Source organism: Mesorhizobium sp. M5C.F.Ca.IN.020.32.2.1, from assembly GCF_004023105.1.
GTDB lineage: Bacteria > Pseudomonadota > Alphaproteobacteria > Rhizobiales > Rhizobiaceae > Mesorhizobium > Mesorhizobium wenxiniae.
In genome coordinates, this window is the sequence record NZ_RZSX01000261.1 from 1 (window position 1) to 7310 (window position 7310).

7 protein-coding genes and 1 pseudogene are annotated in these 7310 nt (G+C 63.1%); 1 reads left to right on the plus strand and 7 read right to left on the minus strand.

Annotated elements, in window-relative coordinates:
* From EOA86_RS15085 to EOA86_RS15110, 6 genes and pseudogenes are all read right to left on the minus strand, one after another.
* A partial coding sequence (locus EOA86_RS15085) for a GNAT family N-acetyltransferase (protein ID WP_164891761.1) occupies nt 1–538 on the minus strand: 538 nt, incomplete at its 3' end.
* Complete coding sequence (locus EOA86_RS15090; protein WP_128342356.1) at nt 507–1289, minus strand: aspartate/glutamate racemase family protein; 783 nt, start codon at nt 1287–1289, stop codon at nt 507–509. The genes EOA86_RS15090 and EOA86_RS15085, both read right to left, overlap by 32 nt.
* Nucleotides 1290–1297: 8 nt before the next feature.
* Nucleotides 1298–2116: an ABC transporter permease gene (locus tag EOA86_RS15095; RefSeq protein ID WP_128342358.1), complete on the minus strand. Its 819-nt coding sequence runs from the start codon at nt 2114–2116 to the stop codon at nt 1298–1300.
* A gap of 4 nt (nt 2117–2120) precedes the next feature.
* Nucleotides 2121–2954 (minus strand): annotated as a pseudogene (locus EOA86_RS15100) (ABC transporter permease); the annotation flags it as partial.
* Nucleotides 2955–3227: 273 nt separating this feature from the next.
* Nucleotides 3228–4517, minus strand: coding sequence for a PotD/PotF family extracellular solute-binding protein (locus EOA86_RS15105; protein WP_065008395.1), 1290 nt, complete (start codon nt 4515–4517; stop codon nt 3228–3230).
* Nucleotides 4518–4550: 33 nt separating this feature from the next.
* The gene (locus EOA86_RS15110; protein WP_128342360.1) at nt 4551–5639 is read right to left on the minus strand and encodes an ABC transporter ATP-binding protein; all 1089 of its coding nucleotides are present in this window, start codon (nt 5637–5639) and stop codon (nt 4551–4553) included.
* Nucleotides 5640–5898: 259 nt separating this feature from the next.
* Here EOA86_RS15110 and EOA86_RS15115 point away from each other — a divergent pair, with 259 nt between their 5' ends.
* Nucleotides 5899–6612: a GntR family transcriptional regulator gene (locus EOA86_RS15115; RefSeq protein WP_128342361.1), complete on the plus strand. Its 714-nt coding sequence runs from the start codon at nt 5899–5901 to the stop codon at nt 6610–6612.
* A gap of 164 nt (nt 6613–6776) precedes the next feature.
* Here the strand turns inward: EOA86_RS15115 and EOA86_RS15120 are convergent.
* On the minus strand, nt 6777–7310 hold a 534-nt coding region (locus tag EOA86_RS15120), incomplete at its 5' end, for a HupE/UreJ family protein (RefSeq protein WP_206630029.1).

Consider the following 7310-nt stretch of genomic DNA (forward strand, 5'->3'; position numbering starts at 1 on the left):
GGATCGCAAGTGCCATGTGCGGGGGGCGCAGCCAGTGGTCCAGGAAGGATCGCCTCGAAGCCGGAAAGAATCGGCGGTCATAGTCCAGGACATCCGCGATGAGTTCCGGGCCTATGACGCAAATGCCGCTGTCGGTGGCTGCCGGGACATTCGGCGCTCCAACGAACCGGATCGTCCGGTGGACCGGCGCAAAACCCATGCTGCGATAGTTGGCCTGCTGTTCGACGACGCCATCGAGGCCGATCGTGCGGTCGCCGAGCCGCGCCATACCGGCGTCCCAGACCGCCTTGCCATGGCCCTCGCCGCGCCTGTCCGGCCGACAGATGTAGAGGCCGATGAAGCCGAAATCGCCGCCATAGGCCACAGCCGAAATGCCGGCGACCATCTCGCCATCGACGAAGGCGCCGATGAAGCCCTCGGGATCTGCTGCCTGGAACGCCACGGCATCGCCGAGGCCGGGATTCCAGCCCTCCGCTGCCGCCCAGTCGACAAGGATTTCCACTTCTTCAAGTGCGAGCGTTCTGATCATTCGGCGCATTGCGATCACTCGGGGCAACAGAACCGGGGGCGAAGGACTTCAATGCGCCACGATAGGGCTTTGCGAGCGGGTTTGCATAGGCGCCGCGCTTGGACGTCGACAGGCCAAGCGCGACGAGTGCCTCGGCTTGCTTGACCGCCGCGCCGACGCCGTCGATGACCGGAACGCCGAACTCCCGCTGCAGCTCGGCGGCGAGGTCGGCCATGCCGGCACAGCCGAGCACGATGGCCTCGGCGCGATCCTCCTCGAGCGCGCGCGCGATCTCGCCGCGCAGTTTCAGGATCGCGTCCGATGCCGGGTCTTCGAGGGCAAGAACCGGAACGTCGGCGGCGCGCACGCGCGCCCGCCCGGCCATGCCGTAGCGCTGCACCAGCCCTTCGACCGGCACCCGCGAGCGCTCGGTCGTGGTGACGACGGTGAAGCGCTGGGCGATGAACGAGGCCGTGCTGAGCGCTGCCTCGCAAATGCCGATGACCGGCATGTTGGCCATGGCGCGCGCGGCATCGAGGCCGGTGTCGTCGAAACAGGCGATGATCGCGGCCTGCGCGCCCGACCGTTCGCCCGCGGCGATCTCGACCAGCAGGCCGGGCACCGCGAGCGCCTCGTCGTAGTAGCCTTCGATCGAAACTGGCCCCATCGACGAGGTGACGGCGACGATTTCCGTCTCGGCGCCGGCGACCAACCGCGCCGCCGCTGCAATGGTTTCGGTCATGCTGGCGGTGGTGTTCGGATTGACAACGAGGATTTGCACTGCGGTTCTCAAATACGCGCCCGGCGACGGCCGACATAGATGATTGCGCCGAGCGTCAGCAGGATCACCAGGAAGGAAAACATGGTCGTCACGGTGCCCAGCGCATAGAGCACCGGCGTCGTGACATTCGTCGTCATGCCGTAGATTTCGAGCGGCAGCGTGTTGAACGTGCCCGAGGTCATCAGCGTGCGGGCGAACTCGTCATAGGAGAGGGTGAAACCGAACAGGCCGACGCCGATCAAGCTAGGCGCGATCATCGGCAGGACGACATGCGCGAAGGTCTGCCAGGACGACGCTCCGAGATCACGCGCGGCTTCCTCATAGGCCGGTGAGAACCGGTTGAAGACGGCGAACATGATCAGCACGCCGAAGGGCAAGGTCCATGTCAGATGCGAACCGAAGGCGGATGTATACCAAGCGGGGCGGAAGCCGATCTGCTGGAAGACGACGCCGATGCCGAGCGAGATGATGATCGACGGCACGACGAGACTGGCGACCGCCAGATAGAACAATGCGGTGGCGCCGCGAAATTTTTGGCGGAAGGCAAGACCGGCAAGCAGCGACACGCCGACGGTCACGATCATCACCATCAGGCCAAGGATGAAGGAGCGTTTGAAACTGCCGCCGAAATCGCCGACCGCCTGGCGCTCGAACAGGTTGGCGAACCAGTGCAGCGAAACGCCGTTCAGCGGAAACGTCAGCCCGCCATTCTCGCCCTGGAAGGACAGGATCAGGATCGCTGAAAGCGGGCCGTAGAGAAACAGCACGAAAAGGGCGAAGAAGGCCGCCAGCACGTAGAATTCAAAGGTGCGTTTCTCCCGGCCCATCGCCTCACAGCTCCTTGCGAATATCGACGATGCGCAGGATGCCGGCGACCATCAACAGCACCAGCACCAGGAGCACGACCGCGTTGGCGGCCGCTGCCGGATATTGCAGCAGCGACATCTGGTTCTTCATCATCAGTGCGACGGATGCGCTCTGCCCGCCGGACATCACCTGCACTGTCGAAAAGTCGGCCATCACCAGCGTCACGACAAAGATGGTGCCGATCGCCATGCCGGGCTTGGCGAGCGGAATGATGACGTTCCACAGGACCTGCCAGCCGGAAGCGCCGGCGTCACGCGCGGCCTCGATCAGCGACTTGTCGATGCGCATCAGTGTGTTGAAGATCGGCGTCACCATGAACAGCGCGTAGAGATGCACCATGGCCAGCACCACGGCGAATTCGGAATAGAGCAGCCATTCGATCGGCTTCGGGATCAGCCCCATCTGAACCAGGGTTGAGTTGACGAGGCCGTTGCGGCCAAGCACCGGAATCCACGAGATCATGCGAATGATGTTGGAGGTCAGGAACGGCACGGTGCAGACAAGGAACAGCACCATCTGCATGGCGGTGGTCCTGATATGGAAGGCGAGGAAATAGGCGACCCAGAAGCCGACGAACAGCGTCAGCGCCCAGACAATGGCGGCGTATTTCAGCGTATTCAGATAGGTTTTCCAGGTGACCCAGGAGCCGAGCGTGTCGGAATAGTTGGTGGTCAGGAAATCCGGGTACATCGCCGCGAAGTCGTAGTCCCAGAAGGAGACCACGGCGATCATCAGGATCGGCAGCAAAAGGAACGCGCCGAGGATCAGCGCCAGCGGTGTCGCCTGGAGATAGGGAACGAGGCGGGCAAGAGACAGGCGGCGTCTGGCCAGCTCTGCGGACTTAACGTGAGTGGATCGTTCGAGCGCTACGGTCATCAACATCTCGGTCTAGGTCGGCGACGCGACTGAGGCTGCGTTCCCTTCTGTGGGAGAAGGTGGCCGAGCGAAGCTCGGTCGGATGAGGGGTGCTCCAGCTTGGCCCGACGGCGATCCGTCCAACACCCCTCAACCGTCTTGGCGCTGCGCGCCAATCCACCTTCTCCCACAAGGGGAGAAGGGGAAGAGGTTGCGCTACGCCGCGATGAACTCGTTCCAGCGCCTCACCATATAGCGGTCCTCGTCCATGACCGAGTTCCAGCAGGCGACCTTGCCCATGCGCTCGACGAAGGAGCCGCCGTCGCGCACGGCGCCCGCCTTCTCCATGACCTTGCCGTCCGGCGCCATGATGTCGCCCTTGGCCGGCTTGCCGTCGACCCAGTAGCCCCATTCGTCCTCGGACATGAACTGCTTGGCCGTATCCATGGCGGCCGAGTAGTAGCCCTGGCGATTGAGGTAGGCGCCGACCCAGCCGGACAGGTACCAGTTGATATATTCGTACGCGGCGTCGAGCTCGGCGCCCTTGAGATGCGCTGCAAGGCCAAGGCCGCCGCCCCACGAGCGATAGCCTTCCTTGAGCGGCTGGTATTTGCAGGCGATGCCCTTGGAGCGGACCGCCGCGACGGCCGGCGACCACATCGACTGGATGACCACTTCGCCTGAAGCCATCAGGTTGACGCTCTCGTCGAACGATTTCCAGAACGCCCGGAATTGGCCGTCCTGCTTGGCCTTGATCAGGAAGTCGATCGTCTTGTCGATCTCCTCCTTGGTCATGTTGCCCTTGTCGGCATATTTGATGTTGCCCATGGCTTCCATGATCATCGCCGCATCCATGATGCCGATCGACGGGATGTTGAGAATGGCGGCCTTGCCCTTGAAGGCCGGATCCATGATGTCGGCCCAGGTGGTGATGTCGCGGCCGACAAGGTCGGGGCGGATGCCGAGCGTATCGGCATTGTAGATGGTCGGAACCATCGTCATCCACTGGGTCGGCTGCTTGGCGAAGGTCTTGGCGTCCTGTGCCTCGACGAAGCCGACCGTATGCGGCGCGGTGCCCTGGGCAATGACGCTGTCGGGCGTCAGCTTGCCGGTGATGAAGAGCGGTACGATCTTGTCGTAATATTTCAGCTTCTTGACATCCATCGGCTGCATCACGCCGGACGGATACACCTTCTTGGCGATCCAGTATTCGATGTCGGCAATATCGTAGCTGTCCGGCTGGGTCACCGCGCGCTGAGCGGCGGCATCGGAATCGGTCGCCGTCATCTCCAGCGTGATGCCGAGGTCCGCCTTGCACTTGTCGGCGATGGCGTTGAGGTTGGACACGCCGGTGCCGAACTGGCGCAGCGTGATCGGGTTCTGCGCCCAGATCGTCGGGAACCCGGTGATCACGCCGGAGCCGGCGGCAAAACCGACGGCGGCGGCACCTGTCTTGAGCAGCGAGCGGCGGGAAATTCCTGTTTTCTTGTCGGTGGTGTTGGTCATGTCAGTTCCCCTGTTTGGATTGGTTGTTCTGGTTCAGGAATCGAGACGGCCAAGGACGATCGCGTCCTCGGTGTCCCAGGCGATCGGCACGGCGTCGCCGACGGCAACCGGCTTGGCGAAGAAGCTGGTGTCGTCGACGATCACGGTGAAATCCTCGATGCCGGCGCCATTGACCGAGAGCTTCACGGTCGAGCCGCGGTATTCGATATTGGAGACGATGCCGGCGAAACCCAGCCCCATGGCCGGCGGGTCGCCGATCCGCACGTGGTCGGTTCGAATGGCGATATCGATCGGCTCGCCGATCGCCCTGCCCTGCCCGCTGGCCGCTAGCGAGGCGCCACCCGGCACATCGAAGACAATCATGCCGTCGCGGCTGCCGCTGACGCGGCCGGAGACGACGTTATGATCGCCCATGAAACGCGCGACGAACGCAGTGGCCGGTCGCTCGAAGACGACGCGCGGATGCGCCGCCTGCTCGATGCGGCCGTCATTCATAACCACGATGAGGTCGGCGAGCGCCATGGCCTCCTCCTGGCTGTGGGTAACATGGACGAAGGTGATGCCGAGCGACGTCTGCAGCTTCTTCAGTTCGGCCCGCATGCGGATCTTCAGGAACGGATCGAGTGCCGAGAGCGGTTCGTCGAGCAGCAGTGCCTCGGGGTCGGTGATCAGCGCGCGGGCCAGGGCGACGCGCTGCTGCTGTCCGCCCGAAAGCTGCGCCGGGCGGCGGCCGGCATAGGCTTCCATCTGCATCAGCTTCAGCATGACGATCGCCTTGGCGCGGCGCTCCTCCTTGCCGACACCTTTCATCTTGAGGCTGAACGCAACATTGTCGACCAGGTCGAGATGCGGAAACAGCGCGTAGGACTGGAACATCATGGCGGTGCCGCGTCTGGCCGGCGGCAGGTCGGTGACTACTGTGTTGCCGAGACGCACGTCGCCGCTCGATATGCTCTCGTGCCCGGCAATCATGCGCAGCGTCGACGTCTTGCCGCAGCCGGACGGGCCGAGCAGGCAACAATAAGTTCCCGCGGGGATTTTCAGGCTGATGTCTTCGACGGCAGTCGTGGCGCCATAGATCTTCGAAACGGACACGATGTCGATTTCGGCGGCTTTGGACATCCGGCTTCCTCTCTGCTCAACTTAAGCAAAGCATCATGCATGCCAGTTGCCTGCATCGGCCTCAAACGGTTGATTTTTTGGGTAAATCGGGACTGCATGCGACCGCCCGTCGAAACGGCACTCTTGTGCTATGCACAAAATATAGGCGATAGCAGGCGATTCTCGCAAAAATCGTATGCAATCTTTCCCTGACATCGTATTCACTTTAGCCCTCTGCAACCGACCCGATTCAGGGTAGAAAGGTGCAGGGACTATCATCATGAATATAGCCGACCAGACTTTCCCTGCTGTCGACAGTGCCAACGAGGATCGCGCCCAGGCGATCCGCGACCAGTTGCGCGACGCAATCGTCGATCGCCGGCTGGCGCCCGGAACCAAGCTGTCGGAAGGCGAGGTCGGCACTCTGTTCGATGTCAGCCGCACCGTGGCGCGCGCAGCACTGCAGATGCTCTCCTTCGAAGGCCTGGTTCGGACCGAGCGCAATCGAGGCGCCTTCGTCGCCAACCCGTCGCCGGAGGAAGCGCGTCAGGTCTTCGCTTCGCGCCGGCTGATCGAGCCCGGCATAGCGATCGCCGCCGCCGGGCGGATGACGCCGAACCATGTCGCTGCCTTCACGGCGCAACTCGATGAAGAGGGCCGCTTCATTGCCGAACGCGGACCAAATGCAAGACGCTCGGAAATCAAAGCTTCGGGCGATTTTCACCTGCTGCTGGCTTCGGTTGCAGGAAACGCGATCCTCCAGCGCTTCATGGAAGAACTGGTGGCGCGGTCATCGCTGGTGATCGCGCTCTACGGCCGCTCGGGCGTGTCGAGCTGCGGTCATAGCGAACACATGAACATCCTCGAGGCGCTGGAAAATGGCAATTCCGAACGCGCCAGCGCGCTGATGCTGCATCACATCGACCATATCGAGGCCGACCTCGATCTGCGCGTCAGGAGCGGTCCGGCGCTCAGGCAGGCGCTCGAGTTCTGACGCTCATTTCGACCGGAGGGACGCGAAAACCGCGCCCCTCAAAGCCGCTCGGCCCGGATTTTCAGAATCTGGTACAGCAAATCCCGGATGCGCCGCAGCCTCATCGACAATTTCTGGCTCATCTGCATTCCAGTTCTGTTTGCCGACTGCCTGCGTTGATCGCCTCACTCAGAAGGTCTGGGCCGCATGGCCATTCCAACCAGCGAGGTGGCGAGCCCTGCGGTGCGGACCTTCATCGGCCAACGGGCGAGCTTGAAGACGGACAACACCCCGATCGCATGCAGCATCGATGTGCCGAGCACGAAACCGGCGGCGTAGGCCATGCCGCCGGCGCTCTCGGGAATCTCGAGGCCGTGGGCGTTGCCGTGAAAGAGGCCGAACAGGGCGGTCAGCGCCGCGGCGGCGGCCAGCGGCAGCGGCTTGGCAAGGCCGACCATAGCGCCGAAGACCACCAGCGACAGCGCGATGCCCGTTTCAAGCGAAGGCAGGCCGATGCCGGCCATGCTGAGCGAGGCTCCGGCGACCATGGCCGAGACAAAGACCAGCGGCACAAGGACAATACTGCGCCCACCGGACCGGGCGCCAATCATGCCGACCGCGACCATGGCCAGCAGATGGTCCATGCCGAGGAGCGGATGTTCAAGCCCGGCGAAAAAGCCGTGGACGTGAGCGCCGCCGCTATGGGCAAACGCCAGCGA

Coding starts and splice junctions, on each gene's coding strand:
- EOA86_RS15105 (WP_065008395.1), bottom strand. CDS start 4,517: ATGACCAACACCACCGACAAGAAAACAGGAATTTCCCGCCGCTCGCTG.
- EOA86_RS15115 (WP_128342361.1), top strand. CDS start 5,899: ATGAATATAGCCGACCAGACTTTCCCTGCTGTCGACAGTGCCAACGAG.
- EOA86_RS15110 (WP_128342360.1), bottom strand. CDS start 5,639: ATGTCCAAAGCCGCCGAAATCGACATCGTGTCCGTTTCGAAGATCTAT.
- EOA86_RS15095 (WP_128342358.1), bottom strand. CDS start 2,116: ATGGGCCGGGAGAAACGCACCTTTGAATTCTACGTGCTGGCGGCCTTC.